Below are 22607 nucleotides of genomic sequence, written 5' to 3'. Positions count from 1 at the left end.
AGTGCGTTAATCATACGAATCAACGTAGGAACGAGTCTGCGGTTCCTCGCGCCGTCGGGTCCGTTCGGCCCATGCAGGTAACCCGGACGAGGCATTCCCCGGCCGTGAGCCGTGGTCAGCCGGTCGGCAGGGTGGGCCGGATCTGGCGCAGGAACGTGGCGTTGTCGGGGGTGGCACGCAGCCGCTCCAGTAGGGTCTCCAGGCCGGACGGACCGCCCTCCCGGGTGCGCAGGGCGCGGCGCAGGCCGTGTACGACGGTCAACTCCGCCGGTGTGAGCAGGAGTTCCTCGCGGCGGGTGCCGGTGGCGTCGATGTCCACAGCGGGGAAGAGACGCCGGGCGGCGGCTTCGCGGTCGAGGCGCAGCTCCATGTTGCCCGTGCTCTTCAGCTCCTCGAAGTAGTACTGGTCGGCGCGGGAACCGGTGTCCACCAGCACGGTGGCGAGGATGGTGAGCGAGCCCCCCTCCTCGGCCTGCCGGGCGGCACCGAAGAACCGCTTGGGCCCGAGCAGCGCGCCCGCGTCGACACCGCCGCTCAGGGTGCGTCCGCCGGCGGCGGAGGCGTTGTTGTGGGCCCGGCACAGCCGGGTCAGTGAATCCAGCAGGAGGACGACGTCCTCGCCCGCCTCCACCAGGCGTTTGGCCCGTTCGACGACGAGTTCGGCCAGCGCGATGTGCTCCTTGGCGGCCCGGTCGAAGGTCGAGGCGTACACCTCGCCGCGCACCGAGCGACGCATCTCGGTGACCTCCTCGGGCCGCTCGTCCAGCAGCAGCACCATCAGCCGGCACTCGGGGTGGTTGCCGGCCACGGCGGCGGCGAGCTGCTGCAGCAGCACCGTCTTGCCGCTCTTGGGCGGGGCCACGACGAGCCCGCGCTGGCCCTTGCCGACCGGCGCGAGGAGGTCGGTGACCCGGCCGGCCGGTCCCGACCCGGGATGTTCCAGGCGGAGGCGGTCGTGCGGGTGGAGCGGGGTGAGGTCGTGGAAGTGGCGCCGGGCGCGCGGATCGGCCAGAACCCGTCCCTCGACGCGCGTGACCTCGGTCAGCGCACGCCGGTCGCCCGGCGCGCCCTCGACGAGGTCGCCCCTGCGCAGCCCGTGGCGCCGGATCAGGGCGGCCGGCACCTGGGGGTCGGCCGGGGTGGAGAGGAGGTTCGTGGCCCGCAGCCGGCCCTTCCCCTGCGTGTCGATGTCGAGGACACCGGTGACGAGCCGGGCGGCCGGGGTCTTGGGGACCACAGGAGGGTGTTCGAGTGTGGTGGTGGTCATGGTGGGAGGCCCTTTCGGGGACGGAGAAGAAGGCAGTGGGAAGGGGGAGTGGCCGTGAGCGGGAGGCGGACGGGCCTGCCTCCGGGCGGCGGGAACGGCACCTCGGGACACGGCGGAAACGCCCTGGTCACAAGGTGGTGCTGAGAAGAAGCCCGGGCCGGTCGGAAGCTCGGCCGAGGGGCTGGAGGAGAAGTCGGCGGCACCGGTGTCCGTACGACGGGACACGCACATGCGCTGATCGCACTATACCCGTGCGTCCGTCTGGGTCAACATGATGGCGTCCGTGTTCATTCCTGCCCCGCGAGACCGTCAGGAGACCCCGTGGTGACCTCCGCTGCCCGGCCCCCGTACCGTCTGGACCCCTCCGGCGGCTGTCCGCACGCCGTCAACGCGCGTCTGCTGGCGGACGGTGCCGTGGCCCCGGTCGAACTGCCCGGCGGCATCGAGGGGATGGCCGTACTCGGGCACGAGGCGCTCAAGGACTTCCTCCAGCATCCCGAAGTCGCCAAGAACGCCATGCACTTCACCGCCCTGCGGGAAGGGCGGATCGCCCCCGGCTGGCCGATGCTGACCTTCGCGACCGTCCGGGGCATGACCACCGCGGACGGCGATGACCACCGCCGGCTGCGATCTCTGGTCGGCCGGGCCTTCACCCCGCGCCGCGTGGCGGAACTGCAGCCCCGGATCGAGGAGTTGACCGCCGCACTGCTCGGCGACCTTGCGCACGCCGCCGAGGCGGGAGGCGGGGTCGCCGATCTGCGGCGCCACTTCGCCCTGCCCCTGCCAATGGTCGTCATCAGCGAACTCCTCGGTGTGGAACCGGAGTTCCGCGACCGGCTGCACCACCTGAGCAACCAGGTCGTGGCCACCGACAGCACACCCGGCCAGGCCATCGCGGCCAACCGCGAACTCGTCGCCGTACTCGGCGAGATCGCGGCGGCGAAGGCCGCGCACCCCGCCGACGACCTCACCAGCGCGCTCATCGCGGCCCGCAACGAGGGCGGCGACCGGCTCAGTGACCAGGAGCTGATCGGCACCCTCGTGCTGATGATCATTGCCGGGCACGAGACCACGCTCAACCTCATCACCAACGCCGTACGCGCCCTGTGCGCCCACCGTGACCAGCTCGGCCTGGTGCGCGCGGGCCGGGCGAGCTGGGCCGACGTGGTGGAGGAGACCCTGCGCTGGGACGCCCCGGTCAGCTACTTCCCGTTCCGCTACCCGGTGCGGGACCTGACCGTCGACGGCACCGTCATCCCCGCGGGGACCCCTGTGCTCGCCGGCTACTCCGCCGCCGGTCGGGATCCGGGCGCGCACGGCCCCGACGCCGGTCGCTTCGACGTCACCCGACCCGCCCGGCCCGACGCCGTACGCCATCTCTCCCTCGGCCACGGCGCGCACTACTGCCTCGGCGCGCCGCTGGCCCGGCTGGAGGCAGGGATCGCGCTGGAGCGGCTGTTCACCCGCTTCCCGGACCTCGAACTCGCCGCGGCCGAAACCGATCTGCTGCCGCACTCCGGATTCGTCGGCAACAGCGTGCGCTCCCTGCCGGTCAGGCTCACGCCGGCCGTCTCCCGCGGAGCCTGAGCCGTATACCAGCCAACCAGCAGGATACTCACCCGGGTCGAGCCGCGCACCCTGCTCATGGGCGGACCGCTGCCGATGGCGGCCGGGCAGTTCTGGATCGCCGCGCTGCCCGTCACCACAACCTCCCTCGTCGCCTTCATCGGCCCGGTGCCGCTGCTCGGGCTACGGCACCTACGCCATCGGCGACGCCACGGTCCGCGTCCTGGGCTCCCGGCTGGACGCGGGCTCCTGCACGACCGTCATCGCAGGGCCGGCCGCGGTCGTGCACTACGGGGACAGCACCCGCGCGGCCGTCGCCGCGCTCAACACCGAGCTGGAACCGGCGCTGGCGAAAGCCGGGTTGGCGGCCGTGCCGGAGCGGAGCACGGAAGTGGACTCCGGCCGCTCAGGGCTACGTGTTCTTCGGTTCCGGCACGCTGACCCTGGACGGCGGCACGGTCGTGAACTCCACACGCTCCACCTTCCTCGACAAGGGCCGGCAGACCGCCATCACCGTCGACGGAAGGATGATGAGCATCGGCGTCTACACCGAGCCCCCCCCCTCGCGGCTCGACATGGACGGTCACCGGTACCTCGTACCTGACCCGGGCCGCCCTGGACACCGGCACGGCCGTTCGGGCCCCCGGCGGCAGGTCCGTGACGACGACGGTCGACGGCACCGCGACCGCCATCGCGCCCGGCACACCCTGCACCGGCGACATCACCCGCGCCCTGGCGTGAGGCGACGGCGGAGGCGTGCTCACGCCGACCGCGCCTCCGCCTCCCGCACGACCTGGTCGAACCGTGCGCCCATGGCCTCGGCGAGGGCCTGTGCGGCGGACAGCGGACGGACCATGACCATGAAGTCGTCGATCAAGCCGTCCTCGTTCACCCGCAGGAAGTCGCAGCCGGTCAGCTCGCGGTCGCCCACCCGGGCCGCGAAGACCAGCGCGTGGTCGCGGCCGTCCGGCTCGCCGATCTGACGGACGTACCGGAAGTCCTCGAAGACCTCGACCACTGCGCGCAGGATCGCCGCGGTGATCGCCTTGCCCGGATACGGCTTGAAGACGACCGGGCTGGTGAAGACGACGTCCTCGGCCAGCAGCGCCTCGGCGGCGTCGATGTCCCCGGCCTCCACCGCCTCGCGGAACGCGCGCATCGGATCACCTCGTATAGTCAACTAATTGAATAGGTGCGGATGAGATTAATCAACGACTGCTAGCCTGTCCACATGTCGCTCAAATACGCCGTCCTGGCCGCTCTGCTGGAGGGCGAGGCCTCGGGGTACGAGCTGTCGAAGGTGTTCGACGTCTCGCTCGCGAACTTCTGGCCCGCCACCCCGCAGCAGCTCTACCGGGAACTGGAGCGCCTCGCGCAGGACGGGCTCGTCCGGGCCCGGACCGTGCAGCAGGAACGGCGGCCCAACAAGCGGATGTTCACGCTCACGGGGGCCGGCCGGGCCGAGCTGAGCGCGTTCGCCGCCGAGCCGCCCAAGCGGCCCACGGTCCTGCGCGACGAACTGCTCATCAAGATCCAGGCGATGGACAGTGGCGACCCGGAGGTCACGCGGGCGCTGCTCGAGGAGCGCATGGGCTGGGCGCGCGGAAAACTCGACCGCTACCGACGGGTGCGCGACCGTCTCCTGGACGGCCGGACCGAGGAGGAGTACCTGCGCACCGCCGACCGCGTCGGACCGTACCTCACTCTGCTCGCGGGGATGGCCTACGAGGAGGAGAACCTGCGCTGGTGCGAACGGGTCCGCACGATCCTCGCGGAGCGGGTGGCCCTAGGCTGAGACGATGTTCGGTCCCGAAGGCCCCAGCCTGCGTGAACTCGCCGCACAGGCGCTGTCGTCCGTCGAGCGCGGCTACGACCTGCTCGCCCCGAAGTTCGACCACACCCCCTTCCGCACACCCGACGAGGTGCTGGAGTCCGCCGCGAAGGCGCTCGCGCCACTCGGCCCGTTCGCGGACGGACTCGACCTGTGCTGCGGAACCGGCGCGGGTGTGCAAGTGCTGAGCGGGCTGTGCCGTCAAAGCGTCACCGGGGTCGACTTCAGTGCGGGCATGCTCGAGGTGGCCCGGCGCCGGGTGCGGTCCGACGTCGGGCCCCTGACCGCCTGGGTGCGCGGCGATGCCCGGGCCCTGCCCTTCCCGGCCGTCTTCGATCTCGTCGTCTCCTTCGGGGCGTTCGGTCACTTCCTGCCGCGCGAGCTGCCGGGGCTGTTCGCGCAGGTCCACTCGGTCCTGCGGCCCGGTGGCCGGTTCGCCTTCCCGGTGCTCGCCCCGCCCCGACCGACGCGGCCCGGCTTCTGGATGCTGCTCGGCTTCGACGCGGTGATGCGGGTGCGCAACGCCCTGTGGCGACCGCCGTTCGTCATGTACTACCGCACCTTCCGACTCGGCGATGTGCTGGGGGAGTTGGGGCGTGCCGGCTTCGAAGCCGAGCTGCGTGCCCTGCCGGAGTTCGGCCGACGCGATGACGGCAGCCCGCGGGCCGGGCTCGTGGTGGCTCGCGCGCTCAGCCCGCGGCGGGCAGCGTGAACTCGTAGACCAGGGCGTCCTGTTCGTTCACCACCAGGTCGGTGATCTCCAGTGGCCGGGCGTACTGGTCGTGCACCCGCCGGGTGACCCGTACCGAGAACGCGTCGCCGACCTGTGTGATCGCGTCCCGGTGGTGCAGGGCCAGACCGGCTTTGCGCATCCAGTCGTAGGCGCGGCGCAGCTGGGCGGGGGTGGCACCGTCGGCCCGGTCCCGGTAGCGGGCCAGCTCCGTGACCTCCGACAGCGCCACCGCCGAGAACGAGGTCACCGCCGTGCGCAGCGACCGGCCGTCCGGCGTGGCCGACCGGTAGCGGTGCACCAGCGTCGGCCGGTGCGGGGCCAGCCCCAGCGCCTGCGCATGCTCCGGTGGCGGCGCCTCCCAGGTCACCGTGGCCCGGTCGACCGCACACGGGTCCGACGAGCGGGCGCCCAGCGGGAAGACCGGCGCCCCTGGCGTCTCGAGTGGCCGGCCGGGCAGCGTGGCATGGCTGCCGCGCCGGTCGGTCGCGACCAGGCCGCTGCGGCGCAGCACCTCCAGCGCCTGCCTTACGGTCTCCCGGCTGACCTGGTAGTGCGTGGCCAAGTGCCGCTCGCCGGGCAGCCGTTCGCCCGGAGGGATGGTGCCGGCGCGCAGTTCGTCGAGCAGCAGTGCCGCGATCCGCCCGTACAGGGGCCGATCGTCGCACTGCGCGGGTTCGTGGCTCGGTGAGGGTTCGTACGGGGTGGTGCGGGCCATGCCGCGCCCTCCTGTGGTGACAAGACGTAGCCGTGCGGGCTCATTGCGCGACCACAATTAGCATTGGTCTAAACCACAAGGGAAGAGCGGCCTGCCGGTTCGGCCGAAAACCCGCCCCGCTCTGTCAGACGCACGACCGCAGCTCTGTCGCAGCTCCGTCAGGCGTGCGACCGCAGCCAGCGTACCTTCGCCGCCTCGTGGAAGGGGCCGCCGCCCTCGTGGTCGTTGAAGTCGTACACCTCGATCGCCTTGTCCTCGTGCGCCCAGGCGTTGAAGGCCGCGAACACCGTCGAGGGCGGGCAGGTCTGGTCCTCCAGCGCGGTCGAGAACAGGGCCGGTGCGCGGCCCCGCGCCGCGAAGTGCACCCCGTCGAAGTAGGACAGTGTGCGCCGTACGTCGGCCGAGCGGCCGCGGTGCGTCTTGAGGAACAGGCCGATCTCACGGTATGGGTGACGGTCCGTCAACGTTGTCGCGCGCGGGAAGTCGCACAGGAACGGCACGTCCGGCGCGACCGCGACCAGATCGGGGACCAGGCCGCCGACGGCCAGCGTGATCCCACCGCCCTGGCTCGCACCGAGCGCCACCGTGCGCGCCGCGTCGGTCAGCGGGTGCGCACGGGCTGCCTCGACCGCGCGCACGGCATCCGTGAACACCCGGCGGTAGTAGTAGTTCTCGGGCGCGTCGATGCCCCGTGTCAGGAAACCCGGGTACGCCGGTGCCGCGCCCACCGGGTCCGCCGTGCCGCCCCCGCCGCCCCACGCGCTGCCCTGGCCACGGGTGTCCATCACGAAGTGCGCACGGCCCGTCGACGCCCACAGCAGGTTCTCGTGCGGCAGTCCGCGCCCGCCGCCGTAGCCGATGAACTCGACGATCAGCGGCAGCGGCCGGGTTGCGCCCGCCGGCAGCCGCAGCCAGCCCTTGACCGGGTGGCCGCCGTACCCCGCGAACGTCACGTCGTACACCTCGACCGTCGACAACCCGGTGTCCACGCGCTCGAAACGGGCGTCCAGTTCGTGTGCGCGCGCCTGCTCCAGGGTCTTGTCCCAGAAGGCGTCGAAGTCCTCGGGCTCGGCGGAGTCGCTGCGGTACGCACGCAGTTCGTCGAGGGAAAGGTCGAACAGGACCATCGCCAACCGCCTTTGCGAAGGGACAGTGCGTCAGCTCACCGTACGTCCGTGATCGGAGCGTCGGCCAGGCCCAGGGATGCGCGCGGAGGCGATGTGCGCGGGATCGCCGTGCTGGTCACGCGGTGGGCAAGCGTTTACTGCCACAGGGTGCGGCCGGCTCGTCGGCGCGCCGTGATCCGGTCGCCGTCAGGTCCGGGGCTGGTTCCACCTCGGTCCGGTCTGCGCCCACTCCCGTTCCCACTCCGCCATCCGGTGGCGCAGCGCGATCCGGCGCTCCATGGCGTGGCCGAAGAGCACGACGGCCGCCGCACCGCCCGCAGCGCACACACCGATGGTCACCGCGTGCTGCCAGACCGCCGTGCCGTTGGGCGGCGGGGCGACGGCACGGCCCTGCCCGTCGAACCACACCGAAACCGTGTCGCCGATCCGCGTCCCCGCCGGCACCCGGGCCCAGGCGGTGCGGGTGCCCTTGCCGGGCTCGGTCCAGCGCACCTGGGCACGGTACGGGCTCTGGCGCACGCCCTCCGCCGCGGACACCCGCCGGGGCGGGTCGCCGATCACCTGGGCGCGGGCCTCGTGCCGTGCGGCACGGGCCCTTGCCGCGAGCGCACTGGCCTGGTCGTGCGCGCGCAGACCCGCGGCCACGCCGACCAGGGGCGCCACCACGAACAGCAGGACGGCCACGACCAGTACCGTCCATGCCTCCACGACATCCGAGTGGCGCCGCAGCGGATTGCGCTGCCAGCGCCAGCCACGCACCCGGCTACGCATGTGCACCTCCTCGCCGGACGGAGCCGGAGAACCGGACGAGCCGCCGCACTGCCCGCTGCCCCCCCCCCCGCCGCTCACGCACACGAGCGTCCACACTCGTCTCGTACCCGGTACGGTGCCCCTCGCTCACGCCGCGAATCGCGAGTTCAAGCCCGCTTGAAGCGCGGATCGAGCCACGCGCCCCACGATCGCGCGGCCGACCCGACATGCGACCCGGCTGTGGGCCTGCGGGCTCGCGCAGCCGGGTCAGCCGAGGCGGCGGTCGGGGCTGCCGAAATGGCGCGGGGCTGCCGGAGTGGCCGCCGGGTCTGCCGGGGCGGCGGCCGGGTCTGCCGGGTCAGCCGAAGCGTTCGATGCGGATCCGCTCCACCGGCTGCCCCGCCGCGACCAGCAGCCGGGACGCGTGCTCGGCGAAGGCGTTGGATCCGCACACATAGGCTTCCCACCCATGGGCAGGCTGGTCGGCCAGGAGCGGCGCCACATGTGCGGCGGCCAGACGTCCCACCGGCACCCCCTGGGGGGCGCGGCGGGTGAACACGGGCGTCGTCTCCGCGCCCAGCTCCGCGGCGTAGATCAGCTCCTCGGGGCCGCGCGCCGACACCAGCAGGCGCAGTGGCACGGTGAGCCCGCGCAGCCGGTGGTGCCGCACCATCGACATCAGCGGTACGACCCCGGAACCGGCGCCGATCAGCAGCGCGGGCCGGTCGCCCGGCCAGGCGAAGAAGCCGCTGAGGGGCCCGCGCACCTCGACCGTGTCACCCGGGCGGGCCGTGGTGTGGAACCAGCCGGAGACCTCGCCGTCCGGCACATGGTCCAGGGTCAGCTCGATGTTACCGGAGTCGTCCGGCGCCGATGCGATGGAGTAGTGGCGCTGCGCCGTGTAGCCGTCCGGCGCGGTCAGCCGCAGCATCAGGTGCTGACCGGGCAGGTGCCCCGCCCACTGCGGCACGGCCAGCCGGAACGTGGCCGCCTGCGGGGTCTCGCGCCGGATCTCCGTCAGCGTGGCGGTCTGCCACTCGGCCGCCGTTCGGTTGCTGACCGCGATCCGTCCGGGCACGGCGAACCGTGTCGCGGGAACGGCTGTCGGGCCGGTGGCCGGGGCCGGGGCGGTCGGCTCCGGGGCGGCCGCGCTCCGGCCCGGGGCCGGCGGGTTCGTCGTCACCGTCTCAGTCACCGGAGTACCGCTGCTCCTCCCAGGGGTTGCCGCGTTCGTGGTAGCCGTTGCGCTCCCAGAAGCCCGGCTCGTCGTGGTCGAGCAGTGTCAGGCCCGCGATCCACTTGGCGCTCTTCCAGAAGTACAGGTGGGGCACGATCAGCCGCGCCGGGCCGCCGTGCTCGGACGGCAAGGGCTTTCCGCCGTACTCCCAGACGATCCAGGCCCGCCCGTCGGTGACATCGGCGAGCGGCAGGTTCGTGGTGTAGCCGCTGTGGGAGTAGGCGACGACATGTGTCGCGGACACATGGGGGCGCGCCACACTGAGGAACGCGTCCAGCGAGACGCCGCCGAACCGCACGCCGAACTTGGACCAACCGGTCACACAGTGGATGTCGCCGTCGTACGCCGACGCCGGCAAAGTGTGCGCCGCGTCCCAGTCCCAGGTGTGCGGCCGCTCGACCAGGCCGTCGACACGGAAGGACCAGTCGGCCGGCGCCAGGTCGGGGGTGACCTCGGCGGACAGGACGGGCCAGTCGTCGCCCGCGTCGTACTGCCCGGGCGGCAGCCCCGGGTTGTGGACGCGCGGGCGGCCCGTGAAGCCTCGCGTGACGTTCATACTTCAACCGTACGCTGTCCTTCCCGGGGGCTCAGCCCCAGGTCACCGCCCGCATCATTGCGTCCGTATGAACTCTTTCGGGCCTGGGGAATAGCTCTGCGGCGCTTCTCCTTTGCGCTCGATGCCGACACCGGTAGACCGGTGACAGCGCGAGAGAAGCGAGGAACGAGCATGCCCAAGGCGTATGTCTACACGCGGCACGGCGGACCGGAGGCCGAGGCGCTGACCGAGCTGGACCGTCCGAGTCCCGGCCCCGGCGAGATCCTGATCGCGGTCCGTGCGGCCGGAGTCAATCCCGTCGACTGGAAGCTGCGCCAGGGATTCCTCCGCCCCGGCGAGCGGGAGCGCGCCTTCCCCATGGTCTTCGGCAGCGAGGCCGCGGGCGTCGTGGCGGAGGTCGGCCCGGACGTCACCGGCTTCGCCGTCGGGGACGAAGTGTTCGGCAGCGCACCGGCCGGTGGGTACGCCGAGTACGCCCTGCTCACCGCCGGTGCGAGTGCTCACAAGCCCGCCGCGCTCTCCTTCCGTGACGCAGCCACCCTCCCCGTCGCCGCGGCCACTGCCTACGACGGCGTCCGCCAGCTCGCGCTGCCCGGGGGCTCGACCCTGCTCGTGACGGGCGCGGGCGGCGGGGTGGGCAGTGCGACCGTGCAGATCGCCCGGTCCTTCGGCCTGCGCGTGGTGGGCGTGGCGAGCGAGGGCAAGAAGGACTTCGTGGAGTCGCTCGGCGCCGTCCACGTCTCCTCGGGCCCCGGCCTCGTCGAGCGGGCGCGCGCCGCCGCGCCCGAGGGGATCGACGGGGTGTACGACCTGGTGGGCGGCCCGGTGCTCGCCGAGGCCGCCGAGCTGCTCAAGGACCGCAGCAAGCTGGTGACGGCCGGCTCCCCGCTCGACGCCGTCGCCGCGCTGGGCGGCGCCCGTGTCGAGCGGGTCCGCACGACCGCCGTCATGGCGGCGGTCGCCGACCTCGTCGTACGCGGCGCGCTCAAGCCGTTCGTCACCCGCGCCTTCCCGCTGGAACAGGCCGACCAGGCGCTGCGGGCCGTCGAGGACGGCCACACCCTCGGCAAGATCGTGATCGAGGTGGCCGAGTGAGCGTCATAGCCGGCGCGGGCGGCGACGAGGCAACCACCGCCGCCGCCCCGCACGTCCTCGACAACCCCGCCCTGGCAGCGCTGACGGGCCCGCACGCCCGTTTCGCCGAGCGGCGCGGCCGGGTGCTGCGCTACCCGCTCGACGTCTCCCCGTGGCTCGCGCTGCCCGACGAGCCGGACGCGCGGGACTGGGCGGACCTGGCCGCGCTGGCGGGTCCCGGGGCCGAGGTCCCGCTGCCGGGCTTTCGCGGCGAGGTGCCCGAGGGCTGGGAGATCACCTTCCGGATCGACGGTGTGCAACTCGTGGACGACGGTCTCGATGCCGCACCGGACGCGGAGGCGGTCCGCCTCGGCCCGGCGGACGTGCCCGAGATGCTCGACCTCGTGACGCGCACCCGGCCCGGACCGTTCCTGCCGCGCACCATCGAACTCGGCACCTACCTCGGCGTCCGCCGTGGTGGTGCGCTGATCGCCATGGCGGGCGAGCGGCTGCATCCGCCGGGCTGGACCGAGATCAGCGCGGTCTGCACCGATCCGGCCTTCCGTGGCGAGGGTCTCGCCACCCGCCTGATCCGCGCGGTCGCGCACGGCATCCGGGAGCGCGGCGAGACGCCGTTCCTGCACACCGGCGCCCAGAACACGACCGCGATCCGGCTGTACGAGTCCCTGGGCTTCCGGCTGCGCCGCCGCACCGCCTTCGCCGCGGCCCGCGCCCCGCAGCAGCCTGCGCACGACCGCAGCGCGGCAGCGGTGGCGTAGCCGTCACGAGCGGGGCGCCACCACCGGGGTCCGGGCGGTCTCGGGGCACCGGTCAGCCGGACGCCGCATGGCCGGGCCCCGCGTTGTACCGCTCCAGATAGGCCGCGAAGCGGACCAGATCCTCCTGAGGCCAGTCGGCGAGCCGCTCGCGGAAGGCGGCGCGGCGGCTGCGGGTGACCTGGGCGAGGATCTCCTGGCCCGCCTCCGTCAGATGCAGCACCTGGACCCGGTGGTCCTCCGGGTCCTGGCGACGCTCGATCAGCCCGGCCCGCTCCAGCGCCGCCACCTGACGGCTCACGGTGGACTTGTCCAGGGCGTAGTGCGCCGCCAGGTCCGTCGCCCGGCAGCCGCCCTGCTCCTCGAGATGGCTGAGCAGGGTGTACGACACCAGCGACAGCTCGGGGTGCATACGGCCTGCCGAGGCGCGGGCCCGGCGGGCGAAGATCGTCATCTCGCGTTGGATCGCCTCGACGGCCGACTCCGCTGCGCTCACAGGAATACCTCCTCCGGCGTTCTAGTTGTATAGCACAACTTGCCTGGAAGTTGTATAAGCCAACCTTTGGAGGTCCTGCGCGATGAAGTCCCCGGCGCTGCGCCATGTGCTCACGCACCTGATCACCCCGCTGTTGATGTGCATAGGCATGGGGCTCGCCTACATGGGGGCCTTCGTCACCCCTGAGCCGCACCATCTGCCGGTCGCCGTCGTCGGCACCACCCCGCAGGCGAAGGTGTTCGCCCAGACGGTCAAGGACACGGCGGGGGACAAGCTCGACGTCCGTACGGTCGCCACCCGCGCCGACGCCGTCCACCTGCTGAAGTCGCGTGATGTGACCGGCGCCTATGTGCCGAGCGCCAAGGCGCCCGAGCTGCTGGTGGCCAGCGCCGCCTCGGACATGGGTGCGACGGCCGTCGAGAAGGTCTTCATGCCGGTCGCCGCCGAGCAGGGCGTTGTGCTGAAGGTCACCGACGTCGCCGCGCCGGTCGCCGACGATCCCACCGGCCAGGGCCTGTTCTTCCTGCTGATCGCGGTGAGCATCGGCTCCTACGCCTCGGTCGCCGCCCTCGGCGCGGCGGGCGCCGCGCTCGCGATGCGAGTACGGGCGCTGCTCGCGGTCGGTGTCGCCGTCGTGGTCGGCGGTATCGGGACGCTGCTCGCCGGGCCGGTGTTCCACCTCGCGCACCACGACCTGGCGAGCCTGTGGGCGATGGCGTCCTTGTACTCCGCGGGCATCCTTCTCATCGGCGTCGGCCTGCACACCTTCCTGAAGCGGTGGACCACGCTGACCATGATGGTGCTGTTCGTGATGCTCAACTTCACCAGTTCCGGCGGTCTGTTCCGCCCCGAGCTGCAGAACGGCTTCTTCGGCACCCTGCACGCCTTCTGGAACGGCGCCGGCTTCGTCGAGGGCCTGCGCAGCCTGCTGTACTTCGGCGACGACGGCCTTGCCCGCAATGTGTGGACCCTCGTGGTCTGGCTGCTGGTGGGTCTCGCGGTGACCGGGATCGCGGCCCTGTACGAGCGGCCCCGGCACGCCCGGCACGCGGCCGGCCACGACGGGACCACCGCGCAGCCGCAGCCGGCCTCCGCGTCCGTAGCGCCGCACACGGCGCCGGCCCGGCCCGAGGCGCAGGCCACTGCCGAGACCGAGGAAGAGGTCGAGGAAGAGGTCGAGGAGACGGTCGGCGTCTGACCCGATGCCGACCGGGACCTCACCGCGGGCCGGGAACACCGACATCAGCCGGCCCCTGGCCGACGGCCGGAGACCCGAGTCCCGGCCGGGGACGCCGGCAGCGGCTGGAGGTGCTGGTGCCGGTTGGGGATCTCGGTGACGGTGGTGCCGGCTGGGGACCGTCGCCGGTTGGAGACCTCGGCACCGGCCACACGCCCGAGCGCTGATCGAGGACCCGCCACCGCCCACGGACGCCAGTGCTGAGCGGGCCCCGGTGCCCACCGGAGACCTGGCCACCCGCCGGGTTCATCGGTGCTCGCCGAAGACCCCGCCACCAGGCGTTCGGCCCGAGCGCCGCCCTGGGCCCCGTCACCGGCTGGGGGACGCTCGTCACCAGCCAAACGACCACCCGCCACCGCCCAGACTTCACCCTCCACCGGCCAAACCAACCCTCCACCGGCCAGGGTTACGCCCGTCACCGGCCGGAGTGGCACCCCCACCCCGGCCGCAGTCCCGCCCATCACCGGCCGGGGCTTCACTCACCGGTCAGGCTTCTGCTCGGCACTGGCCAGGGTTTCACTTTCCGGTCGGGCTTCCGTTCGTGACCGGCCGGGGCTTCACTCACCGGTCAGGCTTCTGCTCGGCACTGGCCAGGGTTTCACTTTCCGGTCGGGCTTCCGTTCGTGACCGGCCGGGGCTTCACTCACCGGTCGGGCTTCCCTTCGGCACCGGCGAGGCTCCACCCCCACCCCGGCCGCAGTCCCACCCGCCACCGGCCAAGGCCCCCCGTCGGTCACCGGCCCGGATCGGTCCGCGCCGAGGTGGGCGGAGCCCCTGTCGCTCACCTCGATGCCGAGCCGATCGTCACCACCCGTGCCCAGGCCGGCGGTGTGTCCGGCGAGTAGGCGGCATCGTTCTCGTCGTACGCGCTGCCGGTGCGTGCGAACAGTCCCACCACCGTCCGGCAGGCCGGCCGTGCCTCGGGCCAGGGGGTCTGCCCGTCGGTCAGGACCACCACCACGTCGGGCCGCGTGCGCAGGGCCCGGGCGAACCCGGTGCGCAGATCCGTGCCGCCGCCGCCCACCAGGTCGATGCCCTCCGTCCGGCACAGCGGCTGCACGGTCTGCGCCGCGGCGTCGCAGGACAGCACGGAGACCAGGTCCCGCCGCCCGCCCAGGGTCCGGCAGATGGCGGTCACCTCCAGCAGGGCGCTGCCCAGTTCGGCGTCGCTGACCGAGCCCGAGGTGTCGACGACCACACAGACCCGCGGCGGAGTGTGCCGCAGACTCGGCAGCACCACCTTGGGCAGTCCGGCCGAGCGGCGCGACGGGCGGCCGTAGCTGTAGTCGTCGCCCACGCCCGGCGCGGAGGCGGCCGAGCGGAGCGCCGAGCCCAGCAACTGGCGCCACGGCTGCGGCGGATGGAACACCTCCTCGGCCCAGCGCCGCCAGCCCTGCGGTGCGTCGCCCGGTGCGCCCTTGATGCCCTCGGCCACCCGGAACCGGACCGCGTCCCGCTCCTGTTCGCTCAGCCCGTGCGCGCCGTCGGGCCCCAGTTCCCAAGGCCGCTCCAGCCCATCGGCGCCGCTGCCGCAGTCCAGCCACGCCAGCCGTTCCACCCACGGCCCGAGCCGGAAGTGCCGTAGATAGTCCTCCATCAACCAGTCCGGAAGCAGCCCCAGTCGGTGCGGTGTGGCGGCATCCTCGGGGCACCGCAGACCGTCGCCGTACACGTCGTCGTTGATCTCGCAGTCCGCCGCGATGTTGATCCGCAGTCGTTCCGCCGGACCGCTCAGCCCGCGCTCGCGGGCGACCCGGTCGCCGCGCCCGTGATGGTCGCGCAGCAGATGTGCCACCTCGTGCACCCACACCGCGGCCAGTTCCTCCACCGGTGTGCGGTCCACGAACGCGGGGGAGACGTAGCACCGCCAGTACCGGTCGACGCCCATCGTCGGCACCTCACGCGACTCCACCGGCCGCAGCGCGAACAGCGCCGTGGCCAGATACGGCCGCACACGGGCCGCGTGCAGCCGCGCGGCGAACAGCTTGCCGAGGTCCAGCGCCCCGGGCGAGTCCGACGTCATCGCCGGGACCCGACGGTCCGCGCGGCCCGGCGGGCGGCCTCGTCGGCCCGCCGGGACAGGGACACCACCCCGGCCAGCCGCTCGACGGCCGCCGGCACCTCCCAGTCCTCCCGGCGCAGGGAGGCCAGAGTGGTCGCCGGGACGACCACGACGTCCGGTGCGCCGGTCTGCATCGCCCGCACCAGCAACGCCCAGGCCGCGTCCCAGCGGGCCCGCTCCGGCCGGGTGCGGACGGCGGCCACCACCGCGTCCAGCGCGGCCTGCCGCAGATCCCCGCGCTCGGGCAGCGCGGCGTGCGCCGGGTCGGCCAGCAGCGACTCGGGATCGGGCAGTTCCATCCGGGCCAGGCTCGCCAGCAGCTCCAGTCCGGGACCGTCCCCGACAGCGCCCCGGACCAGCAACGACAGCACGTCCCGCGAGGATCCGGCGGCGGTCGCGAAGGCGATCAGCCGCAGGGTCGCCTCCCAGCTGCGGGGCGACGGCCACGCCCCGCCCCGCCGGTTCTCTCCCTGGGGGAGCCGGTGCACCAGCCCGGGGCGGGCTACGAGGAACTCGCACACCGCGCGTCGGGCGAACGCCACCGCCTCCGGCAGCCGCTCCGGGGCGAGCCGGGGCAGCGTCGCCCGCGGCCAGGTCCCGCCGAGGCCGCGTACGACGACGTCGTGATCGTGGGTCCACTGCAGATGCACGAACCGGTTGGCCAGCGGCGGGCTCAGCTCCCAGCCGTCGGCCGCCGAGGAGCGCGGGTTGGCCGCGGCCACGATCCGTACCCCGGCCGGCAGCCGCAGAGCGCCGATCCGCCGTTCCAGCACGAGCCGCAGCAGCGCCGCCTGTACGGCCGGGGGAGCGGTGGACAGCTCGTCCAGGAACAGCAGCCCCCGCCCGGCGCGCACGAGCCGCACCGCCCAGTCCGGCGGAGCCATCGGGACTCCCTGCACGGCGGGATCGTCTCCTACGACGGGCAGTCCCGAGAAGTCGGACGGCTCGTGCACGCTCGCGATGACGGTGGTGAGCGGCAGGTCCACGGCGTCGGCCAGCTGGTTCAGTGCCGCCGTCTTGCCGATGCCGGGCTCACCCCAGAGCAGGACCGGAAGGTCGGCGGCCACGGCCAGGGTGAGCGCCTCCAGTTGGGTGTCGGCGCGCGGCTCGGTGGCCGTGACGCGCAGCAGGTCCAAGAGGGAGTCGCTCCCGACCGGTCGCGCAGCTCGGCGGCCCTGCGCGCGTCCCACAGGTGCCGGTGCAGATCGAGCCGGTAGCGCCGGTTGGGGTGCGGATGAGGATGGCCGCCGGTCCGTGCCCCGGCCGGATCCCACAGGGCGAGGCCGATCCGCTGGCCCGCATCCGCCCAGGCCGGCGGGGTACGGGCCACGAGATGCAGCGGCCCGGCCCGCCCCGAGCCGCCGTACGTGGCCAGCGTCAGAGTCAGCCCCGGGCGCAGCAGCCCGTCGGGCGCGATCCTCGGCATGTGCCAGCGCAGCAGGTCGGGAGCGAGATGGCGGAGGTCGGCGCGGAGCCGGGACGCCGTGTCCCGGCCATGGGCGCGGGCGACGGAGCGCAGATCGAGGTCGACGTCGATCCGGGCGGCGGCACAGGCCCCCGCCCAGTCACCGGCGGCCCGGCGGCCGGTGGCCAGCTCGATCATGGACGGTGGCACGGCGTACGTACGCACGCGCTGCCACAGGGAGAGCCGGGAGTCCCCGTACGCGGTGGAGGAGAGCATCAGCGCTCACCTTCCGCGGACGGGACCCCCCATCCGAACGTGGAGTAAGTCGTCATCGCGGGGATGCTAACCACGGGCCGGGCGGTGTGTCACCCGGTTTCCGGGACAACTCCGCGCGACCGGGCGCCGTTCGGGCCCGGTGCCGGGTGCGCGGCGGCCCGGGCGCGGCCGTTGGGATAGGCTGGCCGCCCGGTCGCGCATCCGTCGCGGCCCTGATTGCCGAGGAGGTGGGACCCATCACCGCTGTGTCAGCCGGGGTGCTCTCTCCTCAGGACGGCGCGGTGCACCGCAAGCGGTGACCGCGGGAGCGCCCACCGGTCGAGCGCTCCCGAAAGGCTTCAGCACCTCGTGCCCTCCCCTTCTTTCCCTTCTTTCCCTTTTCCCTCCCTTTCTGCGGTCGAGGCCGCGCTGCGCGCCGCCGGGTGCGTCTTCGCCGAGGACGAGGCGGAGTTGATCCTCGCCACCGCTCGCGGTCCGGCGGAACTGACCTCGATGGTGGACCGGCGTGTCGCCGGGCTCCCGCTGGAACAGGTCCTCGGCTGGGCCCGGTTCCACGGGCTGCGCGTCCGCGTGGATCCGGGGGTGTTCGTCCCCCGCCGCCGTACCGAGTTCCTGGTCGACCAGGCCCTGGCGCAGGCGCCGGCCGCGTCCGTCGTCGTGGACCTGTGCTGTGGTTCCGGCGCGCTCGGCGCGGCTCTCGCCACCACCCTGGACGGTGCCGAGGTGCACGCCGCCGACATCGACCCGGCGGCCGTCCGCTGCGCCCGCGACAACCTCGCCCCCTTCGGCGGCCGGGCCCACGAGGGGGATCTCTACGACGCCCTGCCCGCCGCTCTGCGCGGGCGCGTCGGTGTCCTGCTGGCCAACGTGCCCTACGTCCCCACCGCCGAGGTCCCCCTGCTGCCGGCCGAGGCCCGCGACCATGAGCCGCTGGTCGCCCTGGACGGCGGCGCGGACGGCCTCGACGTGCTGCGCCGGGTGGCCGCCGGGGCGCCCGAGTGGCTGGCTCCGGGCGGCCGCCTGCTCAGCGAGACCAGCGAGCGCCAGGCGTCGGCCGCCCTGCGGGCCTTCGCCGACGCGGGCCTGACGGCCCGTCTGGCAGTCTGCGAGGAGCTGTACGCGCACGTGGTCGTCGGCGAACTGCCCTGACCCCTACGTCAGTTGCTGTGACCGGGCGATGAGCAGGGCGACGTCGTCGTGGTTGTCGGGGTGGTGCAGGGTCCGCAGGAGGAGGTCGCAGGTCTCCTCCAGCGGGCGGCCCGGGTCGCCGAGCAGGGACAGCAGGAAGTCCAGCCGTTCGTCCAGCGAGTGGCGGCGGGTCTCCACCAACCCGTCGGTGTAGAAGACGAGTTCGTCGCCGGGCTCGAAGTCGACGGTGACGGTGGAGAACCCGATCCCGCCCACGCCCAGCGGCACCCCGGTGGGCAGGTCGAGCAGCTCCGGCGGCCGGCCGGGGCGGACCCGGGCCGGTGGCAGATGGCCCGCGTTGGCGATCCGGCACTGTCGCAGATACGGATCGTGGACGGCGTACACGCAGGTCGCGATGGAGTGGTCCAGGGCCGACGTCGTCTTGTCCAGGTGCTCCAGCAGCAGCGCCGGGTCCAGGTCGAGGGCGGCCAGCGTGGTGGTCGCCGTGCGCAGCCGGCCCATGGTCGCCGCCGCGTTGATCCCACTGCCCATCACATCGCCCACCACGAGCGCGGTGTTGCCGCCCTCCAGCGGGATGACGTCGAACCAGTCGCCGCCGACCTCGCTGGTGGCCCCGGCCGGCTGGTAGCGGGAGGCCACCTCCAGGCCGGTGGTGACCGGCGGATGGCTGGGCAGCAGGCTGCGCTGGAGGGTGAGGGCGGTGTTGCGGGCGTTCTGGTACCAGCGCGCGTTGTCGATCTGCACCGCCGCGCGGGCGGCCAGCTCCCGGGCGAGCACCACGTCGTCCTCGTCGAACGGCGCAGGATTGCGGGTGCGTTTGAGGTCCAGAGCGCCGAGCACCTCGCCGCGCGCGATCAGTGGCACCGCCAGATAGGAGTGCAGGCCCGCCCGGCCGAGCAGCTCCGCGGCCCGGGCGGAGCGGGCGATCCGCGGCAGGTCCTCGTCCTTCACCTGCTGGACCAGCACCGCCTCGGCCGAGCGCACACACTCCGTGACCAGCCGGTCCGGCTCGTACCGGGCGATCGCGCCGGGCGGATCGGCGGCCCGTACGGCCTCCGAGTCGTCCTGCGGGCGCACCGCGAGGGCCCGGATCACCGCCGGCTCCGCCGGACCCAGCGCGCTGCGCCGGCCCCCCACGACCGCGTCCAGCAGGTCCACGGCGGCCACGTCGGCGAGTTCCGGTACGGCGACCTCGGCCAGCTCGCGGGCGGTGCGGTCCAGCTCGAGCGTCGTACCGATCCGGGTGGAGGCGTCGGCGATGACGGCGAGCCGGCGCCGGGCCGCCTCCGCCTCCAGGGAGGCGCGGTGCTGCTCGGTGATGTCGACCAGGGAGGCCGCGACGCCGAGCACGTTGCCGAGCGCGTCCTCCAGGCGGTACAGCGACAGCGACCAGGTGTGGTCCTGCTCCGGGTCGGCGGGGGTGCGGCCGACGACGGGCCGGTCGATCAGCGGCACGCCGCTCTGCAGTACCCGCCGGGCCTCCGCCTCCAGGGTGTCCGCCTCCAGCAGGGGCACCACCTCCCGGAGCGGACGGCCGACCTGCTCGGCGGCCGGGAGCCCGTTGATCCGCTCCAGCGCCGGGTTCACCGAGACGAACCGCAGCTGCGGGTCCAGGACAGCCAGTCCGCTCGGTGACTGCCTCACCATCCGTTCGGACAGGGCCACGTCCTGTTCCAGCCGCCGTACGGTCGACTGGTCGGCGCAGAGTCCGAGCGCGTACACGTCACCGCGGTCGTCCAGCAGCCGCATGTTGCGGAACTCCACCAGACGGGTGCTGCCGTCCTTGTGCCGGACCGGGAAGCCGCCCGCCCAGCTCTGCCCGGTGCGCATCACATCGGCGAAGAGCTTCCCGACCAGCTCCAGGTGCCGTTCGTGGACCATGAGCCGGGCGGCGAACTCGCCGAGCGCCTCCTGCGCGGTGTACCCGAACAGCTCCTCGGCCTGCGGGCTCCACAGCACGATCCGGCCGTCGGTGTCCAGCACCACCGACGCCACGCCCAGCACGTCGAGCAGACCGCTGGGCCGCACCGGTCCGCGCACGGGCTCACCGCCCTGTGCGGCCGGAGCCTCGGCTGCACTCATGCCCTGCACCGCCTTCGCCCGTCGGCACGGTACGTCGTCCGGCGTGCCGACTGCCCTTGGTCCACCGTGCTCACACCCGACTCCCCGGCGCCTTTGCCGGATATCTCCACCATCTCTCACCACAGCCGTACGCGTCCGTCGGAGTCTGCGCGCCCGGCGCCGGCTCCTGATGCGGACATCCTGCACGCCGACCGCGCCGGCCGGGAGAGTTCACGCTCATGTTGCTCTATTGGCCTGTACATGACTACCTGGCCACGCCAGACTGTCCGCCGACCGAGTACCCCCTAAATCCCGCCCGAGGAGTCGGCCATGCCCGCGCCCGCCCGGCAACGTTGTCACGCAGTCCTCGCCGGACTCGTCACTCTGGCCACCGCCGCCGTCGTGTCCCTCGCCGCACCCGTGCCCGCGTCCGCGGCCGACAACTGGACCGAGACCGGCTCCGACCGCGCCGACCCGCTGACCGAGAGCCAGGGGCTGGCCTCCGTCGAGGTCCCGGCGAACAGCCCCAACCGGTACACCGGCATCGGCACCATCCCACTGAGCGTCTCCGTCCGCGGCTGGAACCACGTCGGCGACCCCGACGCCTCGTACAACGGCTACTACATCGAGCCCTACCAGCAGGACTCCGGCAACTCCAAGATGTACCGCGTACAGGCGCCCGACGGCACCTGGTCGGAGTACGTGCACACACTGAGCCCCGGCGAGGCCCTGAACAACTCCTGGGACGCGATCTCTCCGGACGGCCAGTGGATGCTCTCGGGCGAGTGGGGCACGATGAACCGCTTCCTGGTCTTCCCGACCCCCGGCGTCAACCCCGCCACCTCGCCCTCGGCCGATCTCCCGCAGGCCTCCACGGTCAACCTGGACCACCCCGTCCGTGACGTCCAGGGCTGCGACTTCTCCGGGCCCACCACCTTGCTGTGCTCCTCCGACGACCCCGACGGCAGCCTCTTCGGCATGACCAAGCCGCTGCTCCAGATCGACCTGTCGGCCGCGCCGAACGGTTCTTCGGACGTCACCGGCCATGTCACCGCCCTGCGCCAGCTGCCGCTGCGCAGCGGCTGCTCGGGCACCTTCGAGGTGGAGGGCATCGACTACGACCGGCGCACGGGCATCCTGCGCGTGATCGTGATGTCGCCCGGCTTCTGCATCCTCACCGACAGCAAGACGTACAAGTTCTCGCGCGGCTGAGTGCGGCTGAGTGCGGCTGAGTGCGGCTGAGTGCGGCTGGGTGCGGCTGGGTGCCGCCGGGCGCGGCTGACCCCGGCTGGGGTGTGCTCCGCGTCCGGTGGTGCTTTCCTGGGGGGTGGACGCGGTTCGGCGGGGTACCCCGTTCCACCGCAGCGCGGCCACGAAAGGAGCGATCAATGGCACACACGGAGCGGTCGCATCCGGAAACCGTCACGGTGGAGATCAGCGGCTCCAAGGAGGACGCCCGCATCGTCTTCGACGCCCTGAGGTCCTGCTTCGCGTCCGACCGGGGCGCCGAGGAGGTGCCGCAGCAACTGCACGAGACGCGGCCGATGGTGTGGCTCGGCACGTACGACGTCATGGATGAGCACGAAAGGCACTGCCCGCCGGTCCACCTCGGTGCGTCCGTCCAGGCGGACATCCAGGGCGGCTACTGGGCGGTGGACCGGTTCCGGCACACCCTGGACTCGATCTTCACCGTTCAGGAGACCTGTACGGCCTCCGGCGACCAGGAGCGGGACCTGCACCTGCGCCTGGAAAGCGCCTGACAGGGATTGAGGCAGTCCTACGACAGCGCCCCGGCCGGCTCCTCGCCGGCAGGGGCGTACTGCGCCAGCCCGTGCCCGAAGGACCAGTCGACGGACGTGTTCTCGGTGAGGGTGACCAACACGTTCTGCGGGTGCGTGCCCGTCCGCTCGTGCACCAGATCCGCGATCCGCCGGTACAGCGCGCGCTTGCGGTCCGGGGTGCGCCCGGCGCGCAGGGTGATCGCGACGAACACCACCGAGTCGTCCTTGGGTATGCCGAGGTGGTCGTCGTAGCGCAGGGTGCTGGTCACGCCGGCGTGGCCGCTCAGCACCTGGAAGCGGTCCTCGGGCGGGACGCCGAGCGTCTCCACCAGGGCGTCCTGGACGGCCTGGCCGAGCGCGTCGAGCCGGGCGGGGTCGGCGCCGAGCGCGTCGATACGGACGAGGGGCATGGCGGGACATCCTCTCGAAGCGGGTGTCGTTCCGTGCTGCATGTACATACTAGTAGGTACAGAGTGGCTGGTGTCACCCTTCGACGGTTGTGCAACTA

At 72.9% G+C, this 22607-nt stretch carries 21 protein-coding genes; 9 read left to right on the top strand and 12 right to left on the bottom strand.

The window, feature by feature from the left end; genetic code table 11:
- Positions 1 to 115 precede the first annotated feature (115 nt).
- Positions 116 to 1267: a transcription termination factor Rho gene (gene rho / locus GQF42_RS06555; protein ID WP_158918537.1), complete on the bottom strand. Its 1152-nt coding sequence runs from the start codon at positions 1265 to 1267 to the stop codon at positions 116 to 118.
- A gap of 321 nt (positions 1268 to 1588) precedes the next feature.
- On the opposite strand from rho, the gene GQF42_RS06550 reads away from it, so the two are divergent.
- On the top strand, positions 1589 to 2854 hold the full coding sequence (locus GQF42_RS06550) for a cytochrome P450 family protein (RefSeq protein ID WP_158918534.1): 1266 nt from the start codon (positions 1589 to 1591) through the stop codon (positions 2852 to 2854).
- A gap of 739 nt (positions 2855 to 3593) precedes the next feature.
- Here the strand turns inward: GQF42_RS06550 and GQF42_RS06545 are convergent.
- The gene (locus tag GQF42_RS06545) at positions 3594 to 3992 is read right to left on the bottom strand and encodes a nuclear transport factor 2 family protein (RefSeq protein WP_158918532.1); all 399 of its coding nucleotides are present in this window, start codon (positions 3990 to 3992) and stop codon (positions 3594 to 3596) included.
- Positions 3993 to 4064: 72 nt separating this feature from the next.
- On the opposite strand from GQF42_RS06545, the gene GQF42_RS06540 reads away from it, so the two are divergent.
- Both GQF42_RS06540 and GQF42_RS06535 read left to right on the top strand, forming a co-directional pair.
- Entirely contained in the window at positions 4065 to 4628 is a 564-nt protein-coding gene (locus tag GQF42_RS06540) for a PadR family transcriptional regulator (RefSeq protein WP_158918530.1), read from the top strand.
- 4 nt (positions 4629 to 4632) lie between these two features.
- On the top strand, positions 4633 to 5376 hold the full coding sequence (locus GQF42_RS06535) for a class I SAM-dependent methyltransferase (protein ID WP_158918528.1): 744 nt from the start codon (positions 4633 to 4635) through the stop codon (positions 5374 to 5376).
- Here the strand turns inward: GQF42_RS06535 and GQF42_RS06530 are convergent.
- The 5 genes from GQF42_RS06530 to GQF42_RS06510 form a co-directional block, all read right to left on the bottom strand.
- Positions 5354 to 6112, bottom strand: a complete 759-nt coding sequence (locus tag GQF42_RS06530; RefSeq protein WP_158918526.1) for a GntR family transcriptional regulator — start codon at positions 6110 to 6112, stop codon at positions 5354 to 5356. The genes GQF42_RS06535 and GQF42_RS06530 overlap by 23 nt on opposite strands.
- A gap of 158 nt (positions 6113 to 6270) precedes the next feature.
- A complete protein-coding gene (locus GQF42_RS06525; protein ID WP_158918524.1) occupies positions 6271 to 7239 on the bottom strand; it encodes an acetylxylan esterase in 969 nt (322 codons plus the stop codon).
- A gap of 186 nt (positions 7240 to 7425) precedes the next feature.
- The gene (locus GQF42_RS06520) at positions 7426 to 8010 is read right to left on the bottom strand and encodes an Rv1733c family protein (RefSeq protein ID WP_199272587.1); all 585 of its coding nucleotides are present in this window, start codon (positions 8008 to 8010) and stop codon (positions 7426 to 7428) included.
- A gap of 337 nt (positions 8011 to 8347) precedes the next feature.
- Positions 8348 to 9067, bottom strand: a complete 720-nt coding sequence (locus tag GQF42_RS06515) for a ferredoxin reductase (protein WP_199273033.1) — start codon at positions 9065 to 9067, stop codon at positions 8348 to 8350.
- Positions 9068 to 9176: 109 nt separating this feature from the next.
- Positions 9177 to 9782: a sulfite oxidase-like oxidoreductase gene (locus GQF42_RS06510; RefSeq protein WP_158918522.1), complete on the bottom strand. Its 606-nt coding sequence runs from the start codon at positions 9780 to 9782 to the stop codon at positions 9177 to 9179.
- Between the two features lie 171 nt (positions 9783 to 9953).
- On the opposite strand from GQF42_RS06510, the gene GQF42_RS06505 reads away from it, so the two are divergent.
- Together GQF42_RS06505 and GQF42_RS06500 are read left to right on the top strand one after the other, a co-directional pair.
- On the top strand, positions 9954 to 10877 hold the full coding sequence (locus GQF42_RS06505; protein WP_158918520.1) for an NADP-dependent oxidoreductase: 924 nt from the start codon (positions 9954 to 9956) through the stop codon (positions 10875 to 10877).
- Positions 10874 to 11635, top strand: a complete 762-nt coding sequence (locus tag GQF42_RS06500; RefSeq protein ID WP_158918518.1) for a GNAT family N-acetyltransferase — start codon at positions 10874 to 10876, stop codon at positions 11633 to 11635. The genes GQF42_RS06505 and GQF42_RS06500 overlap by 4 nt, the downstream gene beginning before the upstream one ends.
- 52 nt (positions 11636 to 11687) lie before the next feature.
- Here GQF42_RS06500 and GQF42_RS06495 read toward each other — a convergent pair whose 3' ends face one another.
- Complete coding sequence (locus tag GQF42_RS06495) at positions 11688 to 12086, bottom strand: MarR family winged helix-turn-helix transcriptional regulator (RefSeq protein ID WP_233273752.1); 399 nt, start codon at positions 12084 to 12086, stop codon at positions 11688 to 11690.
- A 124-nt stretch (positions 12087 to 12210) separates the two neighbouring features.
- Here GQF42_RS06495 and GQF42_RS06490 point away from each other — a divergent pair, with 124 nt between their 5' ends.
- A complete protein-coding gene (locus GQF42_RS06490) occupies positions 12211 to 13326 on the top strand; it encodes an ABC-2 transporter permease (RefSeq protein WP_158918514.1) in 1116 nt (371 codons plus the stop codon).
- A gap of 820 nt (positions 13327 to 14146) precedes the next feature.
- Here GQF42_RS06490 and GQF42_RS06485 read toward each other — a convergent pair.
- Together GQF42_RS06485 and GQF42_RS06480 are read right to left on the bottom strand one after the other, a co-directional pair.
- Positions 14147 to 15388 carry a vWA domain-containing protein gene (locus tag GQF42_RS06485; protein WP_158918512.1) on the bottom strand — a complete coding sequence of 414 codons (1242 nt, stop codon included), beginning with the start codon at positions 15386 to 15388 and terminating at the stop codon, positions 14147 to 14149.
- A complete protein-coding gene (locus GQF42_RS06480) occupies positions 15385 to 16617 on the bottom strand; it encodes an AAA family ATPase (protein ID WP_158918510.1) in 1233 nt (410 codons plus the stop codon). The genes GQF42_RS06485 and GQF42_RS06480 overlap by 4 nt, the downstream gene beginning before the upstream one ends.
- A gap of 839 nt (positions 16618 to 17456) precedes the next feature.
- Between GQF42_RS06480 and GQF42_RS06470 the strand changes: the two genes are divergently transcribed.
- Positions 17457 to 18257 (top strand): putative protein N(5)-glutamine methyltransferase, encoded by an 801-nt coding sequence (locus tag GQF42_RS06470; RefSeq protein ID WP_158918508.1) that lies wholly within the window; start codon positions 17457 to 17459, stop codon positions 18255 to 18257.
- A gap of 3 nt (positions 18258 to 18260) precedes the next feature.
- On the opposite strand, the gene GQF42_RS06465 is transcribed toward GQF42_RS06470, so the two are convergent.
- The gene (locus tag GQF42_RS06465; RefSeq protein ID WP_158918506.1) at positions 18261 to 20339 is read right to left on the bottom strand and encodes a SpoIIE family protein phosphatase; all 2079 of its coding nucleotides are present in this window, start codon (positions 20337 to 20339) and stop codon (positions 18261 to 18263) included.
- A gap of 309 nt (positions 20340 to 20648) precedes the next feature.
- Between GQF42_RS06465 and GQF42_RS06460 the strand changes: the two genes are divergently transcribed.
- Both GQF42_RS06460 and GQF42_RS06455 read left to right on the top strand, forming a co-directional pair.
- Positions 20649 to 21530 carry a hypothetical protein gene (locus GQF42_RS06460; RefSeq protein WP_158918504.1) on the top strand — a complete coding sequence of 294 codons (882 nt, stop codon included), beginning with the start codon at positions 20649 to 20651 and terminating at the stop codon, positions 21528 to 21530.
- A gap of 176 nt (positions 21531 to 21706) precedes the next feature.
- A complete protein-coding gene (locus GQF42_RS06455) occupies positions 21707 to 22078 on the top strand; it encodes a hypothetical protein (protein ID WP_158918502.1) in 372 nt (123 codons plus the stop codon).
- 17 nt (positions 22079 to 22095) lie between these two features.
- Here the strand turns inward: GQF42_RS06455 and GQF42_RS06450 are convergent, their stop codons facing one another.
- A complete protein-coding gene (locus tag GQF42_RS06450; RefSeq protein WP_158918500.1) occupies positions 22096 to 22509 on the bottom strand; it encodes a tautomerase family protein in 414 nt (137 codons plus the stop codon).
- Between the last annotated feature and the right edge of the window lie 98 nt (positions 22510 to 22607).

The organism is Streptomyces broussonetiae (assembly GCF_009796285.1).
Classification (GTDB): Bacteria; Actinomycetota; Actinomycetes; order Streptomycetales; family Streptomycetaceae; genus Streptomyces; species Streptomyces broussonetiae.
Note: the sequence above shows the minus strand (reverse complement) of the source record. Positions and strands in the feature narration are given on the sequence as shown.